We start from the raw sequence: 26,370 nt of genomic DNA, 5'->3' as shown, positions 1-26,370 counted from the left end.
CGCCGCAAATGAAAGACAGGCGAGCTTCACTTCGATTCACAGCTTATTGGGGTGGAGTGATCGAACAAGCAGCGCGGGTTTGTTCAGATGTTATTGCAGACCGCCGCGCCGGGATCGCATTGCGGTGTGCCCTCGACCGCAGAGACAGGTCTTACGGGGCGTAACCGGTCATAAATGATATGAAAAACATAGGTGTAGATCGAATAGGTGATCGTCAGACCAAGATTGAAAGCCAGTGCGGCCTGCAGGGAATGGCCGCCAAAATACATCAGCAACGGGCATGTAATAATAATCGCGGTGACCTCATGCAGCACCGCGTGGACGATCCGCAACCGGTGGGGGCGGGCGCTTGCCAGGCGGCGGGTTCGGTGCCGCTCTATCCAGTCGAACGACGTGTTGAAAATGGGCGACCAGATCAAAATGACGATGGACAGCAGGGAAATCAGCGCAAACCCATGCACCATCGACGCCCCCGCGATATATGCATAAACCGGCGAGACGAACGCGATTCCCACCACCTCGAAACTACATGTTTGGATGACTCGTTCCCTGAACGATCTTAATGTCATGGCCCATTCCTTCGCACACACTTATTGGTTGTGCGACGTCGGCCCTGCATGCTCGGTCGCGGGTCTTTCGACCCTTGCGCAAATTGTCATGCCGAAAGCCTTCTGACTGTGAAGTTCGACACATTCGCGCGTCTTTCCTGTTCGATTTTCCGCAGCGGTTCGGGATTTGGCGCAAATATGCTATGGTGCCGGGATTGGGGCGGGTGATGACAGGTATCGGGCTTTCACATCAGGAGAGTTACGATGGCATTCACAGATTGGTACGTTGAGGGCGAAGCCTTCGGGAATTGCAACTGCGGCTACGCCTGCCCCTGTCAGTTCGAAGAATTACCCACCAATGGCAATTGCAGGGGTTTCGAAGTGCTGGAGGTCTCCAAGGGGCATTTCGGCGACACTGATCTGGCAGGCACCAAAGCGGCCCTGATCTACGCGTGGCCCGGTCCGATTTTCGAAGGTGGCGGAGAGATGCAGGTGATCATTGACCCCAGCGCCTCGGATGCGCAGCGCGATGCGTTGGAAAAGGTCTTTCACGGTGAGGAAACGGATGAAATGGCTACCCATTGGTTCGTCTTCCGTGCCATGTGCAAAACCGTACACGAGACCCTGTATCTGCCAATTGATTTCGACATCGACATAGAAGGGCGTAAAGCCAAGGTCACAGTGGGCGATGTGCTGCAATCTACGGGGCGTCCAATTCAGGCCCCGCATGGCGGCGGCGAGCATCGCGTTCGGATCGACATTCCCGGCGGGATCGAATTCACACTGGCCGAGATCGGCAGCGCCTCGACCACGGCAAACGCGGCGATCAAGCTGGATCTGAACGACAGCTATGGGCAATGGCATGTGATGAAACACGGACCGTCCGGGGTGGCGCATTGAATAATGGCTTGTGCTCACACCCGCAGCAGGGTCAACTGATCCGTGAGCTGTGACCCGATGATTGAAATTGAACACTGTGCCGCGCTGCCGCCTAAGGATCAGCTGAATGGCATCCTGTCGCAATATTACGACCTGATCGTCGAGCGCATGGGCGCCATGGGGTTCGAGATTGATCCATCCGCCCCGGAAAGCGCCTTAGCCGAATTCTGGGCGCGCCCCGAGGATTACCTGCCACCCAATGGTTGCCTGGTCGTGGCGCGGGATGGGAAGTCCGCGATTGTGGGGTGCGGGATGCTGAAGCGTCTGGATCAAGAGACCGGTGAGTTAAAGCGCGTTTTTGTCACCGAAAGTGCCCGTGGCACCGGAACCGGGCGCGCGTTGATCGTGGCGCGAGAGAATGCCGCAAGACAGATGGGGTTGAAACGGCTGGTGGCCGATACGTTGACCCCGAATGTTGAGATGCGCAGCCTGTATCCGAAGCTTGGGTTTGTGGAACTGGACACACCGATTGAGACAACAACCTACAGGGACCAACCGATGTTGCGGCCGCATCTGCATTACTTTGCCAAGGACTTGTAGGGTCACGAAAAAAAAGACCCCGGCCAGAACCGGGGTCTTTGGTAATTCGAAAAGAGGCGCTGATTATTCGGCGTCTTCTTTCTTTTCTTTCTTCTCGGGAACAATCTCTTCGCCGGTTTCCTGATCGACCACTTTCATCGACAGGCGAACCTTGCCGCGATCATCAAAGCCCAGCAGTTTGACCTTCACTTCCTGACCTTCCTTCAGAACATCCGACGGATGGTTCAGGCGGCGGTTTTCGATCTGGGAAACGTGGACCAGACCGTCGCGCTTGCCAAAGAAGTTCACGAAGGCACCGAAGTCGACGATCTTGACCACTTTACCAGTGTAGATCTGGCCTTCTTCGGGCTCTGCGACGATCGAGTGGATCATCTCGTAAGCCTTCTTGATCGACTCTCCGTCCGGCGAGGCGATCTTGATCACGCCGTCATCGTTGATGTCGACCTTGGCGCCCGAAACCTCGACGATTTCGCGGATGACCTTACCACCCGAGCCGATCACTTCGCGGATCTTGTCGGTCGGGATGTTCATGGTTTCGATGCGCGGGGCGTGGACCGAGAATTCGTTGGTCTCGGACAGGGCTTTGCCCATCTCGCCCAGGATGTGCATCCGGCCGTCCTTGGCCTGGGCCAGGGCTTTCTCCATGATCTCGGGCGTGATGCCCGCAACCTTGATGTCCATCTGCAGCGAGGTGATGCCGTTTTCGGTACCCGCAACCTTGAAGTCCATGTCGCCCAGGTGGTCTTCGTCACCCAAAATGTCGGACAGGATGGCATAGTTGCCGTCATCTTCCAGGATCAGACCCATGGCCACACCGGCAACAGGTGCTTTCAGCGGAACGCCCGCATCCATCATCGACAGCGAGCCGCCGCAGACCGACGCCATCGAGGACGATCCGTTGGATTCGGTGATCTCGGACACGATACGGATCGTGTAGGGGAAGTCGGTCGCCGCAGGCAGAACCGCCTGCAGGGCGCGCCATGCCAGCTTGCCGTGGCCGATCTCACGACGTCCGGGGCCACCCACGCGGCCAACTTCACCAACCGAATAGGGGGGGAAGTTGTAGTGCAGCAGGAAGTTCGATTTGAAGTTGCCGTGCAGCGCGTCGATGAACTGCTCATCATCACCGGTGCCCAGCGTGGTTACGGCCAGTGCCTGAGTCTCACCACGGGTGAACAGGGCGGAACCATGGGTCCGGGGCAGCATCGAAGTTTCAGCAACGATCGAACGGATGTCGGTGGTCGAGCGACCGTCAATCCGCTTGCCGCCTTTGACGACGTCGCCTCGCAGGATGCCGGCTTCCAGCTTTTTCATCGCGGAACCGAGGTTGCCGTCTTCTAGCTGTTCTTCGGTCAACGCTTCTTTGATTGCTTCGCGGGCCGCGGCAACGGCGGTGGTGCGCTCTTGCTTGTCGGTGATCGCGAAGGCGGCGCGCATCTGCTCTTCACCGGCTGCGGCAACAGCGGCATAGAGATCCGAGTAATCGGGCGCTTCGAACTCGAACGGCTCTTTCGCAGCTTCTTCGGCCAAGCTGATGATCAGGTCGATAACCGGCTGAATTTGTTCATGCGCGAAGGTCACGGCGCCCAGCATTTCGGCTTCTGACAGCTCGTAAGCTTCCGATTCCACCATCATCACGGCATCTTTGGTGCCGGCGACAACCAGATCCAGACGCTGTTCAGGGTTCAGGCGCAGGTCCTGCATGTCGTCTACGGTCGGGTTCAGGACGTATTCGCCATCCACGAAACCAACGCGGGCACCGGCGATCGGACCCATGAACGGCGCGCCGGAAATAGTCAGAGCAGCCGACGCAGCAATCATTGCAACGATGTCGGGATCGTTGACCAGATCATGGCTCAGCACGGTGCACATGACCAGGACTTCGTTTTTGAAGCCATCGACGAACAGCGGGCGGATCGGACGGTCGATCAGACGCGCGGTCAGCGTCTCTTTTTCGGTCGGGCGCGCCTCGCGCTTGAAAAAGCCACCCGGAACTTTACCGGCAGCATAGTATTTCTCTTGATAGTGGACGGTCAGCGGGAAAAAATCCTGACCGGGCTTTTGGCTTTTGGCAAAGGTCACGTTGGCCATGACGCTGGTTTCGCCCAGCGTGGCAATCACGGTGCCGTCCGCCTGACGGGCAACCTTGCCGGTTTCCAGTGTCAGCGTCTCTTCGCCCCACTGAATCGATTTCTTTGTTACATCAAACATATGCGTATCCTAGAACGGAGCACTCCCGCCCCTGCGGGTCTCCGGTTTGCATGGCGGCCCCATTGCCGCCGACCCCATTTATCTTCCATTCGAGTGCCAGGGTCAGGGCACAACGTCTCAGATACTCGCGCGCATACATGAGTTTGAAGGGGAAGGGAAGCGAAACCGAAGCACCGACCTTTAGTTGCATGCTTGTCAAACTGGGAGTTGACACCGCGCGCGTGAAATCAGGTTGGAACGAAAGCGAAATGTGCCAAGGCTACGGACAAACTTCGCGGATGTCCTGCGCAAATAACCTGACAGACGGTCTCCCGCGCGGTAAGTTGCCTTTGTTGGGGGGGGCTGTCAATGAAAAGACGACTTACGACGGTGCTGGCGGCAGATGTCGTTGGATACTCGGCGCTGATGGATCAGGACCGGCAGGGCACGTTGGCCGCGCTCAGGTCCTTTCGTGAAGACACGTTTAAGTCCTTGCTTGGGGCGCATAAGGGGCGCCTGATCAAAAGCATGGGGGACGGGTGGATTGCCGAATTCCCCTCGACATCTGACGCCGCCGATTGCGCGATTGCGGTCCAATCTGCACCGAAGGCAGACACCATTCGGCTGCGTATCGGTATCCACACGGGCGAGGTGATCTCGGATGGCGACGATATCTTCGGTGATGGGATCAACATCGCCGCGCGGCTTGAGGCATTGGCTGAACCCGACCAGATCCTGATCTCGGACACGTCGCACAACAGCCTGGACCGGGGTGATGCGGCCCAGTTCGACGGGGGCGAGCAGACCGAGTTGAAAAACATCACGCGCCGCATCGGTGTCTGGTGCTGGCCCAAGGGGACGTCGGCCAATCTGTCGACCTCGGCCGACACGCGCCCCGGGATCGCCGTGCTGCCCTTTGACAATATGTCCGGCGACCCCGAGCAGGAGTTTTTTGCCGACGGCATGACCGAGGACATCATCACCGAGCTGTCGCGGTTTCGGTGGCTGATGGTAGTGGCGCGCAATTCATCTTTTATTTTCAAAGGAAAAAGCACTGATATCCGCGAGGTCGGGCGTAGCCTGGGCGTTCGCTATGTGCTGGAAGGGTCGGTCCGTCGGGCGGGCCAACGTGTTCGGATTACCGGGCAGTTGATTGATGCGGAAAACGGCAGCCACCTTTGGGCAGATCGGTTTGATGGTGTGTTGGACGATATTTTCGATCTTCAGGACAAGGTCACGCAAGAGGTGGTGACAGCAATCGAGCCGTCACTGCGTCACGCTGAAACCACCCGCTCGCGCGCCAAGCCAACCGAAAGTCTGGAGGCGTATGAGCTGTATTTACAGGCTCTGTCGCATTTCCATTTGCTGACCGATGAAGACAATCGCGAAGCGATCCGGCTTACCACTCTGGCACTGGAGCGCGACGCTGACTACGCAGCCGCAGCCGGATTGTTGGCATGGCTGCACATCCAGCGCCTTGTGCAGGGTCTGGAACCTGTGGGCAAAGGCCCCAAGGCCGCCGTAGCTGCCGCCGAACGCGTGTTGATGAGCGACCGGGCTGACGGAATCGCAATGGCCTATGCGGCGCACTCGATCTCGATGCTGGCGCGGGATTTACCGCGCGCACGGTCTGCTTTCAAACAGGCGCTGGCCGAGAATCCGAATGCCGCGAGTGTTCATATGCTGGCTTCGATCAACCTGTGCATGCTAAATCGACCGGACGAGGCACTGGATCATGCGACGCAATCCGTTGAACTCAGCCCCAAGGACCCAATGCGACACGCCGCGCATATTGCCCGATGCAGCGCTTTGTTCCAGCTTGCCCGGTACGAAGAAGCCGCCGCCGCAGCGCGTGAGGCTCTGGCCGTTCGGTCCGGTTTTGTCATGAGCCACTTGATGCTGATTGCCGCGTTGGGGCAACTGCCGGATACAGCCGCGGCGAAGTCTGCGGTCAATGACCTTAATGCGCTTCGGCCCGATATCACCGCATCTACCGAACAAGCCAAACTGCCTGTGTTTTCGATGACAAATGCTTCGGAAAATTGGCGCGCCGGGTGGCGGAATGCGGGTCTTCCTGATTGAAGAAAGCGGAAAACGCCCGCAGGTTTGACGGGCGCTTTCTCATGGCGCTTCAGGGGCGGTCAAGCTTACTCAGAACTTGCCGTTCCCATGTGCCATTTCGGACGGGATAGGTGAGACGACGTCCCAGTGCTCTACGATCTTGCCATCTTCCACGCGCCACAGATCGAAGAAGGCCCAGGGTTCGCCGCCCATGACAGCATCGGTCGCGACAAAGACGAAATTGCCCTCGGCCACGGCGAATTGAGGCTCAAACTTGGTGATTACCATTCCCTGTGCAGCAAATGCTTCGATCGCGGCCATCAATCCCGACAGGCCGTCTTCGATTGACGGGTTGTGTTGCATGTAAACTTCGGGGTCCATGTATTTCGAGACATTCTCTGGTGCTGCCCCGCCCAACACGTCGCGTACAAAACCCAGAACCAAGGCTTTGTTTTCTTGGGTCTTGTCGAGATCGGTGATCTCAACCGCACCATCCGTCATGCCGCGCCCTGACGCGGTGGTTTCGGGGATAGGTTGCAAGTTGTCCCAATGTTCAACCACTTTCCCGTCTTCTACGCGAAAGATGTCAAACGCAGCGAGCGAGGACGCGCCGAACGCGTCGGCATTGTCATAGGTGTTGTGCAGTACGACCAGATCACCTTCGGTGATCACGCGATGGGTGGTCGCGGTCATACCAGCCTGACCGACCAACGAGATCAGGCCCATCAGTCCTTCGGCCCCGGTCGGTACCTGCGGATTGTGCTGAACATAGTCGGTGCTTACCATCTGACGCGCAGCTTCGGGGTCATGGTCCAGGAAAGCGGCAGAAAAAAGTGCGAGGACAAGATCTTTGGGGGTCATGGTGAATTCCTGATGATTCGTGTTGCGTTGATAGTAGGTATCTAAAACGCACCAAAGGGCAATTACGCACCTTAAAGTCACCGGGTTACTTTTATGATACTATAGCAAAAACAGAATGTTGCATTTGTGCTATAAGGTATTGTAGTCGTTTCTGGTATTCATAATGAACTTGAGGGTGTTATGCTTCCCATTGGCGTTAGTAGTAAAGCCGAAGCGTCGAACTGTTCGATCCGATCCGTTTTGTCCAATGTCACAGGCAAGTGGCGGATGATCATCATTCTGGCGCTAGAAGACGAGCCGAAGCGGTTCGGAGAGCTCAAGCGATGTATCGGTGACGTCACGCAAAGGGTGCTGACCGAAAATCTGCGGGGGCTACAGCGGGATGGATATTTGACGCGTACTGTCGATCCCGGTCCGCCTGTCGCTGTGTCTTATGCACTCACACCTCAGGGCCGCAGCTTGTTGGAACTGCTCAGGCCGCTCGTCTACTGGTCGCACGAACAGATGGATCAGGTTAAGACCGCGCGCATGGAATATGATCGCGCCGCTTCGGACTGACAGCACAATAGCTTCGATAGATCGTCCCGAACAAAAAACGCCCACCAAATTGGCGGGCGTTTCGAATTGAACGAAAAAGCGCTTAGCGGCGGATGCCCAGCTTTTTGATCAGGTCCTGATAGCGTGCTTCTTCCTTGCCCTTCAGGTAGTCCAGCAGTTTACGGCGCTGGGCGACCATTTTCAGCAGACCGCGACGACCGTGGTTGTCTTTTTTGTGGGTCTTGAAGTGCTCGGTCAGGGTGGTGATGCGCGAGGTCAGGATGGCAACCTGGACTTCAGGCGAACCGGTGTCGCCTTCTTTGGTTGCGAATTCTTTCATGACGCGTGCTTTTTCAGCGGCAGTAATCGACATCGGGGTCTCCTTGTAAAAAGGTTGAGGTTAATGGCGCAGGCCGGGATGTCGTCCAGCACAGGCCCATGGAGAAAACCGCACCGATTCCGATGCGGATGCGCGCGTATAAGCGGATTTTCGGCGGATAGCAAAGGGATTCTGCCCGATCAGCCCAGCGCGTTCAATTGCGCCAGCGCGCCCTCGCCAATCAGTTGGATATCCTCGGCGGTCAATCCTTCGGCTGCCAGCAGTTGCACGGTGGTCTGCCCGTTGATCACGACATTTGTCAGGTTGTCATCTTCGGCATCGGGTTCAACCTGAATGTCGGGGTCTTCCTCGCCGGTCCACGAGATCAGCAGCTTGTCTTGACCGGGCTGGAAATCCATCACTGTGACCGGGTCGTCGCCTTCTTCCGGGGTAACGATGATTTCATCCGTGCCATTGCCGCCAGTCACAATGTCACCCCCGTCGGCCAGAATGGTGTCATCCCCTTCGCCACCGTTGAGGAAATCGACCTCATCCTCGCCTTCGGCGTCTTGTCCGAATAGAACATCGTCGCCGTCGTCCCCGAACAGCGCATCCTCACCCGCGCCGCCGTTCAGCGTGTCGTTGCCATAGCCGCCATGCAGTGCGTCATCCCCGTCACCCCCGCTCAGCCTGTCGTCGTCCTGACCGCCATAAAGATCGTCGTCTCCGACGCCACCCTCCAAACTATCCACGCCGAAATAACCGTAGAGCGTGTCATCCCCGTCCTCTCCGGTCAGAAGGTCATCGCCATCCTCGCCATGCAGAATGTCATCGTCCAACCCACCCAAGACCGTGTCGTCCCCGTCCCCGCCATGCAGGGTATCATCGCCCGCGCCGCCAATCACGGTGTCATCCCCGGCATAGCCGTTGATCTGGTCGTCGCCCTCCTGACCGGTCAGAATGTCCTGCTCTTCAGTACCGGCAAGGATCAGATTGCCTTCGTGTTCGAAAATGACAGTTCCGGTTGACGGTGCGTCTGGCACATCGTCAATCTCAAGCAGATTGCCTTCCGAGATCTCTTCGGCGTCATCTTCAATGACTTCGTCTTCTTCGGGCTCGTCCTCGGGTTCAAAAATGTCGCTGATCGCATAGGCCGCGCCACCCAGTGCTGCGATGCTGAGAAACCCGATCATGAACATGGAACCCCTCCGCGAACGCATTGCCCCGAGGATGATTTATCCCATGCGTTCAGGTGGTTGGTCAAAGACTGCTTGGGGTTGTGGTTAACCCTTTGTCACCATAGCTCGGGTTGCTGGGTATAGGCGATGTAGAGCGGGTGTTTCGGGTGGCCCGCCTTGGTAAGTCCCAGATGGAACAGAGGATGCCCGGTGCCGCGCAGCAGGGTCTCGACCGCCGGGCCGCGGTTCAGATGTTCTCCATGCGTGCCCCATGCGGCGATGACCTGATCGGCCCATTCGACACCGTCGAGAATGGCCGCGTCATTCGCAGGGCCCACCGGATCGGTGGCAGCGCGCATCTTGCGGGGGTCGGTGTCGCGCCAGGCAAAGATGTTCGTCACTTGAAACGCGCCAAACCCCAGCGCCCGCGCCCGCCGTTCACAGCGTTCGACGGTGGGATCGTTCTGCACCTCGGTCGCGGTCGAAGGGTTGAGCATCACAAACAGCGCCTTGCGCCCGCCCGCATCCCACACGCGGGTCAGGCTATAGCGATACTTCTCGCAATCGGAATAGACGGCGGTCGAGGGCGCGTCGCCCTTGGTGTGCGTTCGGGTGATCATGCCCCCGCCTAGCACGGCGTTCAGGCGACGAACACCCGGCTGGGATGCAATTCGCCGGATTTATAGATGCCCACGGCCACAGCTTTGCCGTCAAGTGAGGCCCAAGCCTCGTCGCCATATTCCACGTCGCTGGCCAGCACCATGCCCGGATTGCCATTGCGCAGACGGGTGGCGCCCTCGGGGGTACATTTCAACTCGGGCAGGTCGGCGAGGCCGGTCTCCAGCGGGTGGAGGTAGTCATCCAGAGCTTCGGTCTTTGCCATTTCGTCGATCTGGTCGACGGACAGTCCATCTTCGACCTCGAACGGACCGGACCAGATGCGGCGTAGTTCTTTGACGTGGCCGTGACATCCCAGCGCGGCACCCAGATCGCGGGCGATAGAGCGCACATAGCCACCTTTTCCGCAGGTCATTTCCAGCACCACATGATCGTCATCCAGGCGGTCGACAAGGATCAGCTCCTCAACCCACAGTGGCCGGGCGGACAGCTCCACATCCTCGCCATCGCGGGCCAGTTTATAGGCGCGCTGTCCGTCGATCTTCACGGCGGAAAACTTGGGCGGCACCTGCATGATGTCCCCCAGAAACGGGGTTAGCGCCTGTTTGATGTCGTCGTCCGAAGGGCGCGCATCGCTGGAGGCGATCACCTCCCCCTCGGCATCGTCGGTATTGGTGGCCTGACCCAGACGCACGGTGAAGGTGTAGGCTTTCAAGGCGTCGGTGATGTAGGGAACGGTCTTGGTCGCCTCACCCAGCGCCACGGCCAGAACGCCGGTCGCCTCGGGGTCCAGCGTACCCGCGTGGCCCGCCTTTTTCGCATCCATCGCCCACCGCACCTTGTTGACCACGGCGGTCGAGGTCATGCCCGCAGGCTTGTCCACCACCAGCCAACCGGAAATGTCGCGGCCCTTGCGTTTGCGTCCCATATTACACCTTGATTCATGCTGAGGCGCGCGGGGTAGCGGATCACATGGGCGCTGTCAATTTACAGGTGCGATTTCGACCACACCCACGATGGGCCCCAGTGAAAAGCCGATATCTGAGCGGCCCCCGGCCCGGTCATACATGCGTGAAATATTCCCGTCGAAGAACAGTGCGTTGGGGGTTTTCAGCACGTCCCGAAACAGGCTGCCGAATTCGTGGAAGGTGACGTAATCGTCCGAGATCGCAAACACCGCGCGGGTGCCATCGGCGCTGGTGCCCACCCCGTTGCGCACGAACAGCGAGGTCGAGTCGGGCAGAAAACGCGGGTGCAGCTCTCCGTCGATCACCAACATGGGGCCGGATTGAGTGGCAAAGCGGCAGTCCGGCGCTTGATCGACGAAATCTAGCGTCTCAAACACGTCAGCGCGGCCGTCGCGGATACAGAATACCCCATTGGGTAGAAGGCCGAAATTACCGGGGCCGGGGTTGGAGATGACGCGCATCTTTTCCTGCCCGTCCTCGACATAATGGCCCACGGGTGAACGGTCGTCGTGATACATGCCCGCGTTCATCGCAAAGGCCAGACGTTCGCCGCCGGGAGCCAACGCCTCATTCACCGAGGAGAAATGCCCCAGCAGATCGCCGTTGTCGTCGTTCAGAAACAGGCGCAGGTCTTCATTGGCCGCGTCCACTTCGCACACAGTATATCGCTTGGCGTCGTGGGTGACTTTTTCACAGCTCACCGCACCGGCTTGCGCGGCCCATAGGAGCGCGCCCAATGTGGCCAGCGTGCGGATCACTCGTCCAGATCGCGGCGCACCGCGTCCTGTTCGAACATGCGGCGGGTGTCGTCCAGACGGTCAAACGTGTCATCCAGACGGAACCGCAGATCGGGCGAGAATTTCAGGTTCAGCTTCTTGCCGATCATGCGGCGCAGCTCGCCCTTGTTGCGGGCCAACAGATCGATCACGTCCTCCTGCCCCTTCCCGCCCAAGGGCAGCACATAGGCGGTGGCTATCTTGAGATCGGGCGAGGTGCGCACCTCACCCACGGTGATTGACATACGGTTCAAGTCGGGGTCGTGGACATCTCCGCGCGCCAGAACCTCGGACAGGGTGCGACGGATCAGTTCGCCGACACGCAGCTGTCGTTGGGACGGGCCGGGGCCATCGTGGAATTTGTTCTTTGCCATGACTTCGATCTAAGCCCAAATCCCACCTTTGCCAAGCGGGCGCGAACCGGGTAGGAGGCTTTGAGCCGATTGCAATGAGGGAAGCAAGCCATGACCCATATTCCGGGGATCGTCATCACAGGAGCTTCGGGCCGTATGGGGCAGATGCTGATCAAGACCGTGTCTGAGAGCGATCAGGCGCGTCTGGTCGGCGTTGTTGAACGTGCGGACCATGACTGGATCGGTCAGGATGTGGGCACGGCGATGGGCGGCCCCGCGTTGGGCGTCACTGTCACAGATGACCCACTGGAAGCATTCGCGCAGGCGCAGGCGGTGATAGACTTCACCGCGCCCGAGGCGACGCTGGAATTTGCCGAGCTGGCCGCACAAGCGCGCTGTGTACATGTGATTGGCACCACCGGTATGACGGATGAGCAGATTGCCGCGCTGGAACCTGCCGCGCGCCATGCAGTGATCGTGCGGGCGGGCAATATGAGCCTCGGCGTCAATCTGCTTGTGCAGCTGACCAAGAAAGTTGCCGCCGCGCTGGATGAGGATTTCGATATCGAAGTGATCGAAGGTCATCACCACCACAAGGTCGATGCGCCCTCGGGCACTGCCTTGATGCTGGGTGAGGCCGCAGCCGAAGGGCGCGGGGTCAATCTGGCGGACGTATCCGATCGCGCCCGCGACGGCATCACGGGCGCGCGCAAACGCGGCGATATCGGCTTCCACGCCATTCGCGGCGGAGACATCGTGGGCGAACACGATGTTTTGTTCGCAGCTCCGGGCGAACGTATCGTGCTGCGCCATTTGGCCACCGACCGCGTCATCTTCGCCCGCGGCGCGCTGAAAGCGGCGCTGTGGGGGCAGGGCAAAGCCCCCGGTCAGTATGATATGGTGGATGTTCTGGGGCTCTGAGCTATAGACGTGCTAACCGACGGCCCTATGGTCAGCTTATGCAGACCGTAAGATCTCGAGTACTTTTGGGCCTGTTGCTGATTGGGTTCTATCTGACTCTGCTGCCTTTCGTTGTACACGGCGTAGGTATGATCGGTATCGGATTGTCCGCAGCCGCTGCGCAGCAAAGCCATTTGTTTGCAGATGGGCAGCCTATCGGCAATTTGGCGATGGTGCTGCATATTTGCGCCGGAACTGTTTTGGTCGCGCTTGTTCCTTTGCAACTGCTGAAAGGGGTGCGGCGCACGTTCACCGGCTTTCATCGTCAGCTGGGCAGAGTGCTGGTCGCATTGGCGTTGTTCACGGGTTTGGCCGGAATGACCTATATCCCCCTGCGTGGCACGATCGGTGGGTCGGTCATGTCGGCGGCCTTTTTCCTTTATGGGCTTTGCCTGTTCACGGCAGCGCTGATGGTGGCGCGTATGGCGTTGAACAAAGACCGTGCCGGTCATTGGGCTTGGGGCCTGCGCCTGTTCTGGCTGGCGCTGGGATCGTGGCTTTATCGGGTGCACTACACGATCTGGTATCTGTTGACCGGTGGGCTGGGGTCCGAGCCCGATTTCTCGGGCCCGTTTGACCTTGTGCAAAACTTTGCGTTCTACGTGCCATATCTGATGGCCGTTCAGCTATGGATCACCCGCAAGCAACGGGCGCATACTGGGGCTTTGCCTACACGTCCTTAATCTTGTCCGCGCGCAACGGGCAAGACAGGTAGACGCCGAACTCTTTCCCGATATCGGCGCTGACGCGCGCATGAACTGCGCCCTGACGGTCAAGAAACCGCTGGCTGTCTTCGACCGGGAAAATTCCCTCGTGCCAGATGCCGGGATGAATATAGAGCCCGCGTGAGCCGTCACACCAGAAGGCCACGACCTTCTCGGGCGTCAGGTTGTCGCCGGGCAGGGCAGCAGGAACGATGAAGGGCTTGTTGTCCAGGGGCCAGAACATCTGACCGCCATCCGGGTGATAGTTCATGTGCCACAGCAGGACCTGATCACGAGGCGCGGTTTGGCGTGCCTTTTGCGCCTGCTGCGGATCGGCGGACCAGCCCAGAACATAGTGGCCTTTGACCGCCTCGTTCTCGCCATAGAGCACGTCGCCTTGCCAGTCGCATTTGAACGTGCCTTCAACCCAGCCGCCTTCGTCACCGGTGCCCTCGTCGATGGGCCGCCAGCCTTGCTGCGGCCAGCAGGTGATCTCGATCTCGAACCCTTGAGGGTCATCGACCAGACAACCGTAGCCTTTGACGGATGCATCGGTGGCTCGGATCAGGGGCACCTCGTGCCACGGCAGGGACGGCTTGGTGCTGGCTTCAAAGATGTACTCAGGCGCGGTCATGCGGCCTCCATATGCTTATCGACCATGCGCTGCACCATCGGGGCGAAATGGGCGAAATCGGGGGTTTCCATGCCCGCGCGTTTGCCAGCCTCGTCCAGATAGCGGACCTGAATGATCTCTTTCAGGTTCGGGTTGGCCTCGAACGCGGCCACCTCTTCGGGGTTCATCGGGCCGCCCTGCAACTCCAATGTGTGGACCGAGGCGGTGGACAGCCGGTTGAAATACTCGGGCTTGGTGGCGCAGAGATAGCGCTTGGCCGCCACGTGATACCGGCAGCAATCGGTGATGACGGACGGGAAGAACTGCTCCAGCACTTCGGCACCTGCATCCTCGTGGTGGCGGTCTTCGGTGTCGTCGGGGTGATAGGTGCCGAACTCGGACGTAAAGTGGCCGATATCGTGCAGCAGGGCGCCGACGATGATTTCCTCGGGCATGCCGTTCTGTTCAGCAATCGTGGCCCCTTGCAGCATATGTTCGGCCATGGTGACGGGTTCGCCCAGATATTCCTCACCGCCGCGGCGGTCGAAGATGTCGCCGATGAAGGCCACGATATTGTCGCGGTTCAGGGTCGAGAAATCGGGTTTCATTCCGCCGCCTCCGGCTGAGGGGCATCCATTGCCGCCAGCGTGGACAGCAGCCCGTCCTTGTCGGCGTAGCAGCCTTGCAGCCACCGCGACCCGGCCCCGGAATAGCCCAGCCGCGCATGCAGCACGCGGGTGTTGTCGACGATAAAGCTTTCACCCGGTTCCAGCTTGAACGACACGCCCATGGCCGGGTCGTCGATGATGGCTCCCAACTGACGGTAGGCGGCATAGTAGGCCTCCATCTGGTCAAAGGGGATGTCAACAAACGGCGCAGACGACCGATTGTTGAACCGGATGCCAATCAACTCGCCATCGGGCGACAGTTCGATCATCGGGCGGCGGGACCGCAGGCAAACCCCGTCTTCGCCCTTGTATTCAAACCGCGCCGGGTATCCGGTCAGCAGGGCAAAGCCCTCGGGGTTTTGATCACGCAGTTTTTCGGCTGCGCGGAAGCCATCGACCACGATTGACTCGCCACCTTCGGCGCTGTTTTCAAGGCAGTAGAGAATTTGCAGCGTTGGCACCGGGTCGCGATAAGGGTTGTCGGTATGCGCCTGCAAACCGAGCCCGGTAAAGGCAAGGTTGGTGGGGTTCACCTCAGTCCGAACCTCGAAATAAGGGCCATAATTGGTCTCGCGCACATAGCCGAACAGGTCGGCCACTTGCAGTAGCGATTCCGGCTCGGTCGGGCCGTTTGTCAGCTTGGCGAAGCCATATTCGGCGACGGCGGCCAGCCAGTTGCGCTTGGCAGTGGGATTGGAATGAACCTGCGTCCAATCTCCGGCGGGGGCTTCGATGCTCTGCGCCCACGTGGTGATGCCGGGGGCGAGGCGTCCAAACTCGGCACTTTGGGTGCGGTCATAGCTGTGTGCGGCAAGCCAGTCGGCGGGAAAGGTGACCGTCTTGTCTTCGGGCTGAAAGGTGACGCGAAGATCGCCCTCTTCCATCTCAGCGGCGCTGATCGTGGTATCGACGGGAATGTCACCGATGGTAATCAGGCGCTGACCATTGCTCGGCGCGCGGGTGTCGGGGTCCAACGCGTTGTCGCGCAGCCAGATGGAGTGAAATCGGGATTGGGTGCCATCGGCAAATTCGACAGTCACGATCTGGGCCGTGTGAGTGGCAGTGCGCAACATGGGGCTTCTCCTGTTCGGCGCGAGCTATGCTTGAGGTGATACGCGCCTCGTGGCATTACCACAATTAAACCTTATTGCGACTGAGGGCTGGAAAATCTTATGGCTAAGAAGAAGATCGGATTGCCGCCTCTGGACTGGCTACGGGTGTTCGAGGCCGCCGGTCGGCTGGGCGGGTTTTCCGCTGCCGCGCGCGAGTTCGGCTTGACACAAGCGGCCGTCAGTCAGCGGATTGGAAACCTGGAATCCTGGCTGGGCCGGACCCTGTTTGTGCGCGAAGCACGTGGCGTGTCGTTGACGGTCGAAGGCGAAAGCTATTTGCCGCTGGTGCAGGACAGCTTACAGGCGCTGGAACGAAATACCGAGGATCTGTTTGGCAAATCTCCGCGTGAGTTGCGCGTTGCGGGGCTGTCGTCGAACATCCATGCGCTTGTGGTTCCGGCGATATCCCGGTTCCAGCGGATGCACCCGAAAGTGCGGGTAGTGACGGATTCGGTCGCGCGACGGTCATCGCTGGATGAAGAGCGGACTTGGCTGCAAATCCGCTATGGGCGCGGCACGTGGTCGGGGCGCGAGGCTGAACGGATCGCGCCCGAGGTTCTGGTGCCCTTGGCCGCCCCGGGCGTGGAGTGGGGAGCGCCCCTGATCGAGCTGCGTGGGGAGCGGCCCGCCTGGCGCGACTGGGCGCGCAAGACGGGTCATGACGATCTGCCGCCTTCGGTGATCAGCTTTGATTCGATGGAACACGCCCTGTCGGCGGCGCGGCAAGGGATGGGTGTGGCGCTGGGGTCTGAACCTCTGGCGCAGGCCGATTTACAGGCCGGGCGCTTACGGCGTCTGGATCTTCCCGAGTTGAAAACAAAAGACGGCTATTGGCTGACATGGCCCGAGGATCGGGCGAAATCCAAAAAACAGCGCGCGTTAATTGCCGATTTCCTGACCGCGCTGCGGGGCTGAGTGATCAGAAGTCGATTGCGATGCCCTTCTTTTCCCAATCACCGTAGCGGGCGGGGTCAGGGCCATCACGCCCGCCCAGTTCTTTGGGCTGTTCCTTTGCCTCAGCCTCGGCCTTGCGGCGACGGTCCTCGGCCTCGGCCAGGGCGCGTTGGGCGGCGGGCGGCAGGTCTTTGCGCTGGTCGCTCATGAGATCGGGTTCCTTTCCGTTCCATGGCTTGATATACGCCCCCGTCCGCGTTTGGCAATGCGGGCGAGGGTCACATCAAAGGCGGTTCCATGTCCGACAACGCAACAGCAGCGCGACGCAGCGCGATCTATCTGTTGGATCAGATTCTGGGCGAAGGGCGGCTTTTGTCCGAATGCCTGGCGGCTGGCGCATTGGATCGGTTGGACCGCGAAGACCGCGCGCGGGCGCAACGCCTGACGCTGGAAACCCTGCGCGGGTTGGAACGCGCCGACCGTCTGCTGGACAATCACCTGAACCGCACGCCCGCGCTGACCGTCCACAATGCTCTGCGTCTCGGCGCGGTTGAGTTGTGCCACGGAGAGGCCGCGCATGGTGTAGTGAACTCGATGGTCGAGATCGTCGGCCGGTCCCGCAAGCATGGTCGCCTCAAGGGGTTGGTCAATGCGGTGCTGCGCAAAGTGGCCGCCGAAGGGCCGGATGCGTGGCCCAAGATGCGCGTGCCGCGCCTGCCCGAATGGCTGCGCGACCCGCTGACTATGGCCTGGGGCGCGGATGCGATCACGGGTATTGAACAAGCCCATTTCGCAGGCGCGCCGCTGGATATTACCGTCAAATCCGGTGCCAATGGTCCCGGCGAGGCGCTGCCTACGGGCTCGCGCCGGGTGCAGGATGCGGGGCAGGTCTCGGCCCTGCCGGGATTCGATGCGGGCGATTGGTGGGTGCAGGACGCGGCGGCGGCGCTGCCGGTGCAGGTGCTGGCCCCGAAGGCCGGAGAGAATATACTCGACCTCTGTGCCGCACCGGGGGGCAAGACGCTGCAACTGGCGGCCGCCGGAGCACAGGTCACGGCGTTGGACATCTCGGAATCGCGGCTGGAACGGGTGCGCGAGAACCTTGCTCGCACGGGGCTGACGGCGCAGGTCATCGCAGGCGACGCATTGGACCATCAGGGCCAATACGACGCCATCCTGCTGGACGCGCCCTGTTCGGCCACGGGCACTATTCGCCGCCACCCGGACCTGCCCTATGCCAAGGATGGCTCGGAATTCGGTGGGCTGATCGAATTGCAGGCGCAGATGCTGGCCCATGCGTGGGGTCTGCTTAAACCTGGCGGGCGGCTGGTCTATTGCACCTGTTCCTTGCTGCCGGATGAGGGCGAAGTGCAGATCGAAGAGGCGCTGATTATGTTCCCCGACATGCAGGTAAACCGGCAGGCTCTGGCCGTGACCGGCGTTGAAAAGGGCTGGATCACTGAAGAGGGCGGGTTGCGGCTGCGGCCCGATTATTGGTCTGATCGCGGTGGTATGGATGGCTTCTACATCGCCTGTCTGAACAAATCGGAATAATCCAACGCTTTTCGGTGACTTGACGTGCGGCGCGGTCTATCGTTGGGTCTCAGGCGCCAACAGAGCGCAAGGGGCAGAGTAACGAGCGCAATGTCTAACTCCGATTCCATGACAAGCCGGTGGACCCGGTTCCAGAACCGTCTTTATGCGCGGCTGAGCCAGCGTCGCAAGGCGGCAGCGGGATTCGTGAAAGAGCCCGAGCCGCGCACGGTTGGTTCATTCGCACGTGGGCGGCAGTTGGTGGCGGGAAATCTGCTGTTTGCCGGTTTTCTGGTCGAGGCGCAGGATACCGGCCTTTGGGACGTGACTGCCCCGAGCGCCGGTTTTGACCACGAACGCCACGGCTTTGCCTGGCTGGACGATCTGGCCGCTGTTGGTGATATGCGCGCACGCGACAAGGCCCAGCGATGGGTCTGGGGCTGGATCGAGGCGCATGGCCGCGGGCAGGGGCCGGGCTGGGTGCCCGATCTGACCGGACGGCGGGTGATGCGCTGGATCAATCACGCGTCCTTTTTGCTGCGCGGAATGGATGAAAAGCAGTCTCAGCTCTTCTTTCGTTCGCTGGCGCAGCAGACATGGTTTCTGTCCAAGCGGTGGAAAGCTGCCACTCCCGGCTTGCCCCGGTTCGAGGCACTGGCTGGTCTGGTGCAGGCCGGTCTGGCGTTGCAGGGGCTCGAACAATTGGCCGACCCGGCCCTGCGTGCTTTGGCCCGCGAATGCGACAGCCAAATCGACGCACAAGGCGGCATTCCCACGCGCAATCCCGAAGAACTGCTGGAAGTTTTCACCTTGTTGGCCTGGACGTCGGCTGCGCTCAGCGATCTGGGGCGGGGGACGCCCGGCGCGCAGGCCAATGCGATCAAGCGCATCGCCCCGGCGCTGCGCAGTTTGCGCCACACGGATGGCGGTTTGGCCCGGTTTCACGGCGGCGGACGCGGAGTTGAAGGGCGGCTGGATCAGGCCCTTGCCCAAAGCGGGGTAAAACCGCAACGCGCCAAGGGGTTGTCGATGGGGTTCGGGCGTCTTTACGCGGCCCGGACCAGTGTGATTATCGACGCCGCTACGCCGCCGAAGGGGGCCAATTCTTACAACGCCCACGCATCGACGCTGGCTTTCGAGCTGACCTCGGGGCGGCGGCCATTGGTCGTGAATTGCGGATCGGGTGAGACATTCGGGGTCGAGTGGCGTCGGGCAGGGCGGGCAACCCCATCGCATTCGACCCTGTGCCTGGACGGTTATTCCAGCGCGCGGCTGGCGGACCCGGTTCCGGGGACTGAGAAAGAGGCGCTGATGGATGCCCCGCGCGAGGTACCCAATGAGTTTGAAGAGGCGTTCGAAGGCGCGCGCTTCATGGCTGGGCATGACGGCTATGCCAAGGTTTTCGGTCTGACCCATGCCCGTACCTTCGAGCTGCGCTTTGATGGCCGTGAACTGACCGGCGAAGATATTCTGCTGGCCACAAGTGACAAGGCCAAGCGGCAGTTTGACCGGGCGATGGATGCCTCGGGGTTGAAAGGTCTGGGCTTTGATATCCGCTTTCACCTGCACCCCGACGTAGATGCGGCGCTGGATTTGGGCGGTGCGGCGGTGTCGATGGCGCTCAAAAGCGGTGAAATCTGGGTGTTTCGCCATGATGGCGTTGGAAAATTGGGTGTCGAGCCAAGCGTTTACCTTGAAAAAGGGCGGCTAAAGCCGCGCGCGACAAAACAGATCGTTCTATCTGGCCGCGCAATGGAGTATGCGACGCGCATCCGGTGGACGTTGAGCAAGGCGCAGGATACAGCCTATGCCGTGCGCGATGTGCACCGGGACGAGCCCGATTTCGACTGACGCCAAAAGGACCTTTGGACCCATGACCGACTTTCACCCCGTGCGCCGCGCGCTGCTTTCCGTATCCGACAAGACCGGATTGATCGACTTGGGCAAGGCGCTGGCCGAGCGCGGGGTCGAGCTGTTGTCCACAGGTGGTACCGCAAAGGCGCTGCGCGAGGCGGGGCTGGATGTGAAGGATGTCAGCGAGATTACCGGTTTTCCCGAAATGATGGACGGCCGCGTAAAAACCCTGCACCCCATGGTGCATGGTGGCTTGTTGGCGCTGCGTGACAACGACACTCACGTTGCCGCAATGACCGAACATGGCATCGGCGCGATCGACCTTCTGGTGGTGAACCTCTACCCGTTCGAGGCCACAGTCGCCAAAGGTGCAAGCTATGACGAATGCATCGAGAATATCGACATCGGTGGTCCGGCGATGATCCGGGCGGGGTCCAAGAACCACGCCTTTGTAAACGTAGTGGTGGATGTCGAAGACTACTCCTCACTGCTGGACCAGTTGGAGGAGAATTACGGAAAGACGTCGTATGGTTTCCGACAATGGCTTGCCCAAAAGGCGTATGCTCGCACCGCGGCCTACGACACGGCTGTGTCGAATTGGATGGCTGACGCGCTGCAGCTAGAGGCTCCGAAGCGTCGCGCTTTTGCAGGAGAGTTGAAACAGACCCTGCGCTATGGTGAGAACAGCCACCAGCAGGCAGCGTTCTATACCGATGGCACAAATCGTCCGGGTGTCGCCACCGCCGTGCAGCATCAGGGCAAAGAACTGAGCTACAACAACATCAACGACACCGACGCCGCGTTTGAGTTGGTGGCCGAGTTCGATCCGGCGCAGGGTGCTGCCTGTGCCATCATCAAACACGCCAACCCCTGCGGTGTAGCGACAGGTGCCACGCTGATCGAGGCCTATAAGGCGGCGTTCGACTGCGATCGCACCTCGGCATTTGGCGGGATCGTGGCGCTGAACCAACCGTTGGATGCCGAAACCGCGCAGGAAATCACTGGCATCTTCACCGAGGTCGTGATCGCCCCAGGCGCGTCCGATGAGGCGAAAGCCATTTTCGCCGCCAAGAAAAACCTGCGCCTGCTGACCACCGACAGCTTACCTGATGTAATGGCCGGTGGTAAAACCGTCCGTCAGGTTGCCGGAGGTTTGTTGGTACAGGACAAGGACAATGGTTTTATCGGTATGGATGACCTGAAGGTCGTCACCAAAAAGGCTCCGACCGAAGATCAAATGCGCGATTTGCTGTTCGCGTGGAAAGTGGCGAAACACGTCAAGTCCAATGCCATCGTCTACGTCAAAGATGGCGCGACCGTAGGCGTGGGTGCTGGACAGATGAGCCGCGTGGACTCTGCGCTGATCGCAGCCAAGAAAGCTGAACGTATGGCCGATGTGTTGGGCTTGGCTCAACCGTTGACCATCGGCTCGGCCGTAGCATCGGACGCGTTCTTCCCCTTCCCCGACGGTCTGATGGAGGCCGCTGAGGCCGGTGCCACCTGTGTGATCCAGCCCGGTGGTTCAATGCGTGATGATGAAGTGATCGCAGCGGCGGACGAGGCCGATCTGGCCATGGTCTTCACCGGCATGCGGCACTTCCGCCACTGATGCGCTATCGCTTGCTCATTTGGGCTGCGATGGCGGCGTTTGCGATCGACCAGATCAGCAAAGTTCTGGTCGTTCACATCATGCGCGTGGCCGAAGGCGATATCGACGTCCTGCCACCCTTGCTTGTCTTCAAATATGGCGAGAATCGCGGCATCAACTTTGGCTTGTTTCAGGGCAATACCGAGGCGGCACGTTGGGTTCTGATCGGCGTGTCCATTGCGATCTCGGCGGCTGTGCTGGTCTGGCTGGTGCGGTCAGCGCCCTCGAAAATCATGCTGCTTTCGGGCGGGCTTTTGATCGGCGGCGCGCTGGGTAATGTTCTGGACCGGGTGCTTTACGGCTATGTTCTGGATTTCCTGAACATGTCCTGTTGCGGTATCAACAACCCGTTTGTCTTCAATCTGGCCGATGTGTTTATTTTCGCCGGTGCCATCGGGTTGATCCTATTCGACGGCAAAAAGCCCTCGTGACGCGCCGGTGGAAATGCGATAAAAGCGCCTCAAACAGGCTGGAGACTACGATGCGGTTGCCGCGTTCCATTTTTGCAGTGACGCTTGCCTTCACGGTGGCGGGATGTTCCGATATCGGTCTGCGCCACCTTCAGGCGCCGGGTCCGGGACCGGATGAATTCTCGGTCCTGCCGGTCAAGCCGCTGACACAGCCCGAAGATTATCAATTCCTGCCCGCGCCGACACCGGGCGCAGGGAATCTAACCGACCCGACCCCCAAGGGGGATGCGATTGCGGCACTGGGCGGCAACCCAGATGCACTGAATCCTAACACGGCGATTCCCGCGGCGGATGGCGCATTGGTGACGGCCTCGAGCCGGTATGGCGTGACCGAGAATGCTCGTCAGGTGGTCGATGCCGAAGACGCTGAGTTCCGCCGCAAGCAAAGCCGTTTTACCCGACTGCGTCTGTTTAACGTGGACCGCTATTCGCAGGTTTACAAACGATGGGCGCTGGATTCGTCGCAGGTAAATGAACAGGCACGGCAGGCTGGGGTCGAAACTCCGTCGGCTCCGCCGCCAGGTGAATAATCCTTAACTTTTCGTCATCACACTTGAACCTGCGCCGCGCCACCGTAGTTTGAAACTCAGACAACAAACGGAGGATGCCCCATGGTTCGGGCCCTTGCCCTGTCGGCTGCCCTGATTGCTGCCACCCCGGTCTTTGCCGAAGATGGCCAGGAGGCGGTCACAACCTTCACGCTGGAAAACGGCATGGATGTCGTCGTGGTCGAGGATCACCGCGCCCCTGTCGTGCAGCATATGGTCTGGTATCGCGCAGGTTCGGCGGATGAACCCGTCGGATCGTCCGGTGTGGCGCATTTTCTGGAACACTTGCTGTTCAAAGGAACCGATACGCTGGCACCGGGTGAGTTCTCGGCCACGGTGGCGGCCAATGGCGGCAATGACAACGCATTCACTTCGTATGACTACACCGCCTATTTCCAACGCGTCGCCGCCGACCGGCTGGAACTGATGATGCGAATGGAGGCGGACCGGATGCGCAATATCCGCCTGTCCGAGGATGATATCGTGACCGAGCGTGATGTGATCCTTGAGGAACGCAACCAGCGCACCGACAATAACCCCCGCGCCCTGTTCGGCGAACAGATGAACGCGTCGCAATACCTCAACCACCGCTACGGGGTTCCGATCATCGGCTGGCGGCACGAGATGGAGACGCTGGACATGGAGGACGCTCTGTCCTTCTACCAGACGCACTACGCGCCCAATAACGCCATTCTGGTTGTGACAGGCGATGTCGAGCCCGATGAGGTCAAGGCGCTGGCCGAAAAATACTATGGCGTGATCCCCGCCAACCCGGACCTGCCCGAGCGCATCCGTTCGCAAGAGCCGCCGCAGACGGCCGCGCGGAGGCTGACCTTCAAGGACGCACGCGTATCGCAGCCCTACGTGCAGCGCAGCTATCTGGCGCCTGAACGCAACGCGGGCGAACAGGAAAAGGCCGCAGCCCTGTTCATGTTGGCCGAATTGCTGGGTGGTGGGAACACGTCATACCTGACCGAAAAACTGCAATTCGAGCAACAGAAAGCCGTTTACACCGGGGCGTTCTATCGCGGCGTGTCGTTGGATGACACGACCTTTGATCTATTTATCGTTCCGGCGCAGGGCGTTTCCCTGCAAGAGGCCGAAGAAGCCATGGATGCAGCCGTGGCCGGGTTCATTGCCGACGGTGTTAACCAAGAGGATCTGGACCGGATCAAGATGCAGCTTCGCGCTTCGCAAACCTATGCGCGCGACAATGTGGACGGGATCGGCAATCGCTATGGCCGGGCCCTGACCAGCGGATTGACGGTCGAGGACGTGCAGGCCTGGCCGGATGTCCTGCAGGCCGTAACCGGGGAAGAAATCATCGCTGCCGCCCGCGAGGTTCTACAGCTGGAAACCTCGGTCACAGGCTGGCTGATGCGCGACGATGAGGTGACGCAATGAAACGAATTTTCGCGACCCTGATTGCATTCGTGATCGCATTGCCCGCCTGGGCTGAGATCGAAATTCAGGAGGTGACATCGCCTGATGGTATCGCCGCGTGGCTGGTTGAGGATCACTCGATCCCCTTCACCGCATTGGAATTGCGGTTCCGTGGCGGAACCTCGCTGGACGACCCTGACAAGCGGGGGGCCGTGTATCTGATGAGCGGCCTGATCGAAGAAGGCGCGGGCGACATGGATTCCCGAACCTATGCGCGTGAGCTTGAATCGCTGGCGGCATCGTTTGGCTATAACGCCAGTGACGATACCGTCTCGGTCTCGGCGCAGTTCCTGACTGAAAACCGGGACGAAGTGATCGACCTGCTGCGTGTGACCCTGCACGAGCCGCGTTTCGATCAGGACGCGGTGGATCGTGTGCGGGCGCAGGTTCTGTCCGGCTTGCGGTCGGATCAGACCAGCCCGAACGATATCGCCGGACGCAATTTTGCGCGAATGGCTTATGGGGATCACCCCTATGGAACCGAGGGCAAGGGAACGATCGAAAGCGTGACCGCCCTGACCCGAGACGACGTGGTTGATGCCTATGAGAACGTCTTTGCCAAAGATCGGCTCTATGTAGGGGCTGTGGGCGATATCACGCCCGAAGAACTCGGCAGGTTGCTGGATCACCTGCTGGCCGATCTGCCCGAAACAGGCAAACCGATCCCCGGACCGGCGCAAGTCAACATCCCCGGCGGGGTCAGTGTTGTCGAGTTTGACACGCCGCAATCTGTGGCTCTGTTTGGCCATGCGGGTATCGATCGTGACGATCCCGATTTCTTTGCAGCCTTCATCCTCAATCACATGCTGGGCGGCGGTGGGTTCGAAAGCCGTCTGATGCAGGAAGTGCGCGAAAAACGCGGGTTGACCTATGGGGTGTCGACCTTCTTGGTGCCCAAGGATCTGGCCTCGGTCTATCTGGGTTCGGTCTCATCTTCGAATGACCGGATCGCGGACGCGGTGTCCGTCATCCGGGATGAATGGGCGCGTGCGGCCAATGAAGGCTTCACCCAGAAAGAGCTGGACGATGCCAAGACCTATCTGACGGGCGCCTATCCTTTGCGGTTCGATGGCAATAGCCAGATCGCAGGGATCATGGTCGGGATGCAGATGGAGGATTTGCCCATCGACTATATTGCCACCCGCAATGATCAGGTGAATGCAGTGACGCTGGAAGAGGTGAACCGTGTTGCCTCGGAACTGCTGGACCCGGAGGGGCTGCATTTCACCATCGTCGGTAAGCCCGAAGGTCTGGATGGCTAACGCCTAGGCTGCGACCGAGCTGTTCTGCGCCCGAAGGGTGTGTTTGTTGCTGCTCAGCAGTTTTTGCCGCGCATGTCTGAAATGCGCGGCTTTCAACGCATCGTCGATATGGCGGTTCCGGCGCAGCAGGCGCGTGAGTTGGATATTGTCGAATACCAGGCAGGTGGTGGGCTCGGTGGCCTTTACTGTGGCCGTTGCGGGCAATCCCAGGCTAAATGTCAACTCGCCCAGTATTTCGTCAGCCCCGCAGCGGTTGATCACCTGATCGTCCTTCAGGATGGTTGTTTGTCCGCTGAGGACGAAACCCAGAAAATCGGTGGTCTTGCCCTCTTCGATCAGCTTGCTGCCCGCCGGGAACTCCTGAATAGTTGCGGTGTTCAGCAGCCGCCGGGCTTGATGCGGTTTCAACGTCTCCAGATGATGCGCGATGAACTGTCGTTCGGCGTCGGAAAAACGCACCAGATGACGTGACAGGTACCCGCGCAGCAAGCCTAGAACTGAGATCGAGATATAGGCCATCTGGATGATCGAGCCTGCCAGATTGAACTCGCGCATCATGCTGATCAGCACGCAACTGGCAGCGACAATCACCAGCACCGGATAGGTCACACCAGTGCCGCGCACGATGCCCATCTGAAGCAGAAAATAGTTCAGGATATAAAGCCCCGCGCCGAAGACACCGACCATTGTGGTCAGTTGTATGTAGTCAGGAATTTCAAACGGGATATTCAGCATGATCGGCCCACCCTCATCTGGAATGGGTCCACGCTGAG

General features: G+C 59.8%; 28 protein-coding genes. 14 read left to right on the top strand and 14 right to left on the bottom strand.

Features of this window, described 5'->3' with window-relative positions; translation table 11 throughout:
* Positions 1-83: 83 nt before the first annotated feature.
* Complete coding sequence (locus ACR0CA_RS10580) at positions 84-569, bottom strand: PACE efflux transporter (protein ID WP_170789559.1); 486 nt, start codon at positions 567-569, stop codon at positions 84-86.
* A 243-nt stretch (positions 570-812) separates the two neighbouring features.
* Here ACR0CA_RS10580 and ACR0CA_RS10575 point away from each other — a divergent pair, with 243 nt between their 5' ends.
* Together ACR0CA_RS10575 and ACR0CA_RS10570 are read left to right on the top strand one after the other, a co-directional pair.
* Positions 813-1,448, top strand: a complete 636-nt coding sequence (locus tag ACR0CA_RS10575) for a DUF1326 domain-containing protein (RefSeq protein ID WP_170789560.1) — start codon at positions 813-815, stop codon at positions 1,446-1,448.
* 57 nt (positions 1,449-1,505) lie between these two features.
* The gene (locus ACR0CA_RS10570) at positions 1,506-2,027 is read left to right on the top strand and encodes a GNAT family N-acetyltransferase (RefSeq protein WP_170789561.1); all 522 of its coding nucleotides are present in this window, start codon (positions 1,506-1,508) and stop codon (positions 2,025-2,027) included.
* Positions 2,028-2,090: 63 nt separating this feature from the next.
* On the opposite strand, the gene pnp is transcribed toward ACR0CA_RS10570, so the two are convergent.
* On the bottom strand, positions 2,091-4,238 hold the full coding sequence (gene pnp / locus ACR0CA_RS10565) for a polyribonucleotide nucleotidyltransferase (RefSeq protein WP_480503432.1): 2,148 nt from the start codon (positions 4,236-4,238) through the stop codon (positions 2,091-2,093).
* Between the two features lie 348 nt (positions 4,239-4,586).
* Here pnp and ACR0CA_RS10560 point away from each other — a divergent pair, with 348 nt between their 5' ends.
* A complete protein-coding gene (locus tag ACR0CA_RS10560; protein WP_480898893.1) occupies positions 4,587-6,299 on the top strand; it encodes an adenylate/guanylate cyclase domain-containing protein in 1,713 nt (570 codons plus the stop codon).
* Between the two features lie 69 nt (positions 6,300-6,368).
* On the opposite strand, the gene ACR0CA_RS10555 is transcribed toward ACR0CA_RS10560, so the two are convergent.
* Positions 6,369-7,139 carry a nuclear transport factor 2 family protein gene (locus ACR0CA_RS10555; protein WP_170772812.1) on the bottom strand — a complete coding sequence of 257 codons (771 nt, stop codon included), beginning with the start codon at positions 7,137-7,139 and terminating at the stop codon, positions 6,369-6,371.
* A 180-nt stretch (positions 7,140-7,319) separates the two neighbouring features.
* Between ACR0CA_RS10555 and ACR0CA_RS10550 the strand changes: the two genes are divergently transcribed.
* Positions 7,320-7,697, top strand: coding sequence for a winged helix-turn-helix transcriptional regulator (locus ACR0CA_RS10550; protein ID WP_480898891.1), 378 nt, complete (start codon positions 7,320-7,322; stop codon positions 7,695-7,697).
* Positions 7,698-7,779: 82 nt separating this feature from the next.
* Here ACR0CA_RS10550 and rpsO read toward each other — a convergent pair whose 3' ends face one another.
* The 6 genes from rpsO to rbfA all read right to left on the bottom strand — a co-directional run bounded on the left by rpsO (position 7,780) and on the right by rbfA (position 11,909).
* The gene (rpsO, locus tag ACR0CA_RS10545) at positions 7,780-8,049 is read right to left on the bottom strand and encodes a 30S ribosomal protein S15 (protein ID WP_039528663.1); all 270 of its coding nucleotides are present in this window, start codon (positions 8,047-8,049) and stop codon (positions 7,780-7,782) included.
* A 146-nt stretch (positions 8,050-8,195) separates the two neighbouring features.
* On the bottom strand, positions 8,196-9,194 hold the full coding sequence (locus ACR0CA_RS10540) for a calcium-binding protein (RefSeq protein ID WP_480898890.1): 999 nt from the start codon (positions 9,192-9,194) through the stop codon (positions 8,196-8,198).
* Positions 9,195-9,289: 95 nt separating this feature from the next.
* A complete protein-coding gene (locus ACR0CA_RS10535; protein ID WP_170789565.1) occupies positions 9,290-9,793 on the bottom strand; it encodes a DUF1643 domain-containing protein in 504 nt (167 codons plus the stop codon).
* A gap of 20 nt (positions 9,794-9,813) precedes the next feature.
* Positions 9,814-10,719, bottom strand: a complete 906-nt coding sequence (gene truB / locus ACR0CA_RS10530; protein ID WP_170772804.1) for a tRNA pseudouridine(55) synthase TruB — start codon at positions 10,717-10,719, stop codon at positions 9,814-9,816.
* Between the two features lie 54 nt (positions 10,720-10,773).
* Positions 10,774-11,517 carry a phosphodiester glycosidase family protein gene (locus ACR0CA_RS10525; protein WP_480898886.1) on the bottom strand — a complete coding sequence of 248 codons (744 nt, stop codon included), beginning with the start codon at positions 11,515-11,517 and terminating at the stop codon, positions 10,774-10,776.
* The gene (gene rbfA, locus ACR0CA_RS10520; protein ID WP_170379347.1) at positions 11,514-11,909 is read right to left on the bottom strand and encodes a 30S ribosome-binding factor RbfA; all 396 of its coding nucleotides are present in this window, start codon (positions 11,907-11,909) and stop codon (positions 11,514-11,516) included. Before rbfA ends, ACR0CA_RS10525 begins: the two co-directional genes overlap by 4 nt.
* Before the next feature lie 90 nt (positions 11,910-11,999).
* Between rbfA and dapB the strand changes: the two genes are divergently transcribed.
* Both dapB and ACR0CA_RS10510 read left to right on the top strand, forming a co-directional pair.
* Complete coding sequence (gene dapB, locus ACR0CA_RS10515; RefSeq protein ID WP_480898883.1) at positions 12,000-12,809, top strand: 4-hydroxy-tetrahydrodipicolinate reductase; 810 nt, start codon at positions 12,000-12,002, stop codon at positions 12,807-12,809.
* A gap of 38 nt (positions 12,810-12,847) precedes the next feature.
* On the top strand, positions 12,848-13,531 hold the full coding sequence (locus ACR0CA_RS10510; protein ID WP_480898880.1) for a DUF2306 domain-containing protein: 684 nt from the start codon (positions 12,848-12,850) through the stop codon (positions 13,529-13,531).
* Here the strand turns inward: ACR0CA_RS10510 and ACR0CA_RS10505 are convergent.
* From ACR0CA_RS10505 to tmpA, 3 genes are read right to left on the bottom strand one after another with little or no spacing between them, the layout of a single operon-like run.
* On the bottom strand, positions 13,518-14,186 hold the full coding sequence (locus tag ACR0CA_RS10505) for an ureidoglycolate lyase (protein ID WP_170772796.1): 669 nt from the start codon (positions 14,184-14,186) through the stop codon (positions 13,518-13,520). The two genes, ACR0CA_RS10510 and ACR0CA_RS10505, sit on opposite strands and share 14 nt — an antisense overlap.
* On the bottom strand, positions 14,183-14,773 hold the full coding sequence (gene tmpB, locus ACR0CA_RS10500) for a (R)-1-hydroxy-2-trimethylaminoethylphosphonate oxygenase (protein ID WP_170772794.1): 591 nt from the start codon (positions 14,771-14,773) through the stop codon (positions 14,183-14,185). The genes ACR0CA_RS10505 and tmpB overlap by 4 nt, the downstream gene beginning before the upstream one ends.
* Positions 14,770-15,906 carry a 2-trimethylaminoethylphosphonate dioxygenase gene (gene tmpA / locus ACR0CA_RS10495; RefSeq protein WP_170789568.1) on the bottom strand — a complete coding sequence of 379 codons (1,137 nt, stop codon included), beginning with the start codon at positions 15,904-15,906 and terminating at the stop codon, positions 14,770-14,772. Before tmpA ends, tmpB begins: the two co-directional genes overlap by 4 nt.
* A gap of 99 nt (positions 15,907-16,005) precedes the next feature.
* Here tmpA and ACR0CA_RS10490 point away from each other — a divergent pair, with 99 nt between their 5' ends.
* Entirely contained in the window at positions 16,006-16,860 is an 855-nt protein-coding gene (locus ACR0CA_RS10490) for a LysR substrate-binding domain-containing protein (protein ID WP_170789569.1), read from the top strand.
* A 4-nt stretch (positions 16,861-16,864) separates the two neighbouring features.
* On the opposite strand, the gene ACR0CA_RS10485 is transcribed toward ACR0CA_RS10490, so the two are convergent.
* Complete coding sequence (locus ACR0CA_RS10485; protein ID WP_170789570.1) at positions 16,865-17,047, bottom strand: DUF1674 domain-containing protein; 183 nt, start codon at positions 17,045-17,047, stop codon at positions 16,865-16,867.
* An 89-nt stretch (positions 17,048-17,136) separates the two neighbouring features.
* Here ACR0CA_RS10485 and ACR0CA_RS10480 point away from each other — a divergent pair, with 89 nt between their 5' ends.
* The 7 genes from ACR0CA_RS10480 (at position 17,137) to ACR0CA_RS10450 (ending at position 25,597) form a co-directional block, all read left to right on the top strand.
* On the top strand, positions 17,137-18,393 hold the full coding sequence (locus ACR0CA_RS10480; RefSeq protein ID WP_170789571.1) for an RsmB/NOP family class I SAM-dependent RNA methyltransferase: 1,257 nt from the start codon (positions 17,137-17,139) through the stop codon (positions 18,391-18,393).
* A 90-nt stretch (positions 18,394-18,483) separates the two neighbouring features.
* A complete protein-coding gene (locus ACR0CA_RS10475) occupies positions 18,484-20,223 on the top strand; it encodes a heparinase II/III family protein (RefSeq protein ID WP_480858130.1) in 1,740 nt (579 codons plus the stop codon).
* 22 nt (positions 20,224-20,245) lie between these two features.
* A complete protein-coding gene (gene purH / locus ACR0CA_RS10470; protein WP_480898872.1) occupies positions 20,246-21,835 on the top strand; it encodes a bifunctional phosphoribosylaminoimidazolecarboxamide formyltransferase/IMP cyclohydrolase in 1,590 nt (529 codons plus the stop codon).
* A complete protein-coding gene (gene lspA / locus ACR0CA_RS10465; RefSeq protein WP_480898870.1) occupies positions 21,835-22,305 on the top strand; it encodes a signal peptidase II in 471 nt (156 codons plus the stop codon). The genes purH and lspA overlap by 1 nt, the downstream gene beginning before the upstream one ends.
* A 50-nt stretch (positions 22,306-22,355) precedes the next feature.
* A complete protein-coding gene (locus ACR0CA_RS10460; RefSeq protein ID WP_170789574.1) occupies positions 22,356-22,874 on the top strand; it encodes a DUF3035 domain-containing protein in 519 nt (172 codons plus the stop codon).
* A gap of 81 nt (positions 22,875-22,955) precedes the next feature.
* Positions 22,956-24,296, top strand: a complete 1,341-nt coding sequence (locus tag ACR0CA_RS10455; RefSeq protein ID WP_170789575.1) for a M16 family metallopeptidase — start codon at positions 22,956-22,958, stop codon at positions 24,294-24,296.
* Positions 24,293-25,597 carry a M16 family metallopeptidase gene (locus tag ACR0CA_RS10450; protein WP_480898867.1) on the top strand — a complete coding sequence of 435 codons (1,305 nt, stop codon included), beginning with the start codon at positions 24,293-24,295 and terminating at the stop codon, positions 25,595-25,597. Before ACR0CA_RS10455 ends, ACR0CA_RS10450 begins: the two co-directional genes overlap by 4 nt.
* A gap of 3 nt (positions 25,598-25,600) precedes the next feature.
* Here the strand turns inward: ACR0CA_RS10450 and ACR0CA_RS10445 are convergent, their stop codons facing one another.
* Positions 25,601-26,332: a cyclic nucleotide-binding domain-containing protein gene (locus ACR0CA_RS10445; protein WP_170789576.1), complete on the bottom strand. Its 732-nt coding sequence runs from the start codon at positions 26,330-26,332 to the stop codon at positions 25,601-25,603.
* Positions 26,333-26,370: the final 38 nt, after the last annotated feature.

This window comes from Ruegeria sp. F12 (assembly GCF_056533885.1).
The sequence above is the reverse complement of the archived record's forward strand: the minus strand, read 5'-3'. Positions and strand labels throughout refer to the sequence as shown.